The 1,753-nt window shown below is 57.6% G+C and carries 3 protein-coding genes; 2 read left to right on the top strand and 1 reads right to left on the bottom strand.

Going from position 1 to position 1,753, the window contains the following annotated elements; genetic code table 11:
- Positions 1–716, bottom strand: a 716-nt coding sequence (locus WBM93_RS12685) for a cupin domain-containing protein (protein WP_424432230.1), incomplete at its 3' end; no start/stop codon positions are given.
- Positions 717–848: 132 nt separating this feature from the next.
- Here WBM93_RS12685 and WBM93_RS12690 point away from each other — a divergent pair.
- Positions 849–1,394, top strand: a complete 546-nt coding sequence (locus tag WBM93_RS12690) for a pseudouridine synthase (RefSeq protein WP_424432231.1) — start codon at positions 849–851, stop codon at positions 1,392–1,394.
- Positions 1,395–1,451: 57 nt separating this feature from the next.
- Positions 1,452–1,753: alpha/beta fold hydrolase (locus tag WBM93_RS12695; RefSeq protein ID WP_424432232.1), on the top strand; the 302-nt coding region annotated here is incomplete at its 3' end.

Here is a 1,753-nt window from a genome sequence, read left to right on the forward strand (position 1 = left end):
TGTACCGCCAGATCGGGATCGCAATAGCGATCATCATCGGTCATCGTGGGCAGCAGATCGTCACACCAGCCGCCGATCAGTTCCTTGCGCGACGGCGAGCGAAAGCCGATACTGTAAGTCATGCAATCCTTGCCGACCGCGACGCCATTGTGGGCGATACCCGGCGGGATATAGAGCATGTCTCCGGGATTTAATATCCATTCATCCACGGCTCCAAAATTGGCGAGCAGCAGCAAGTCTTCGTGCGAGCGCAGGGACGTCTGATCGTCACACATGCCTCCGATTTGCCACCGGCGCTGGCCGAGGCCTTGGACCAGAAAGACGTCATAATGGTCGAAATGCGGCCCGACTCCGCCGCCGTCATTGGCATAGCTGACCATCACATCGTCGATCCGCCAATTGGGGATGAAACGAAACGGCTCGATCAGCGCGGCGACATCCGGCACATGCTGGTCAACCGCCTGTACCAACAGGGTCCAGGGGGATTTGCCGAGCTCGCCAAAGCGCTTCTCGGGCAAGGGGCCATGTTCGGCGTTCCAGTCGTCGCTCGATTGCGTGATCAGACGCGATTCCACATGGTCTTCGCAAGCGAGACCCGCAAGTTCGTCTGGCGCCAGCGGATTGCGCCAGGACTGCCAGGGGTTTCTGATCAGCAGCGGGTGCTTCTGCCAGTAATCGCGCAGGAAAGCTGTGGTATCGAAATTATCGAATTGCATTGGCATCCGCTACACAATTTCGCGGCGAACCGGTAATTATATCGTCCGCGAGAATTGTTGCGGAACTTGAAAAAGGGCGCTCAGTGTCTTTGTTGCGTTGCTGATTCTACCAGTCGCTGCCAAAGGGGCTGGATGTCAAAACTGATCCTGTTCAACAAACCCTTCGGTGTGCTTCCGCAATTCACCGATCGCGGGTCCGATACCAAGCGCGCAACGCTCTCCGACTATATTGATCTGCCTGGCGTCTATCCGGCCGGTCGGCTGGATCGGGACAGCGAAGGGCTGATGATGCTGACCGGCGACGGAAAACTGCAGGCCCGGATCGCCGATCCCAAATACAAGATGCCCAAAGCCTATCTTGTGCAGGTCGAGGGCGACGTCAGCGATGAAAGTCTGGCCATGCTGCGCGAGGGCGTCGAGTTGAAGGACGGCAAAACCAGGCCTGCCGAAGTCGAACGTATTGACGAGCCGGATCTTTGGCCGCGCGACCCGCCGATCCGGGTGCGCAAGAGCGTGCCGGATTGCTGGCTCAAGCTAACCATAAGCGAAGGCCGGAACCGGCAGGTCCGCCGGATGACGGCTGCTGTGGGTCATCCCACGTTACGGCTTGTGCGCTGGAGTGTGGGCGAATGGTCGCTTGAGGGATTGCAGCCCGGAGAATGGCGGCACGCCGAATAACCCATTGGCGGCCGCCCGCTATTTCGTTACAAAAACGACCAAGACAGGGGCAAGGCCATGAAAAAGACGATCCGTATCATATTGGGGCTGCTGGTCCTGTTGGGTGTCGCCTTTTTGATTTTCCGGACTCCCGATACCGATCGTACCGAAATGATCGCCAAATATGGCAATGAGGCGTCGCGTTTTCTCGATGACGGTCAAGGCGCCAAAATTCATTATCGCGACGAGGGCGATAAGGACGGGCCGGCGATACTTCTGATCCATGGATCGAACAGCCTGCTCCAGACTTGGGAACCTCTGGTGGCGTTGCTCGGTGATAAATATCGGCTGATTTCGCTCGATCTTTACGGCCATGGTCT

Source organism: Parasphingorhabdus sp., assembly GCF_049667325.1.
Classification (GTDB): domain Bacteria; phylum Pseudomonadota; class Alphaproteobacteria; order Sphingomonadales; family Sphingomonadaceae; genus Parasphingorhabdus.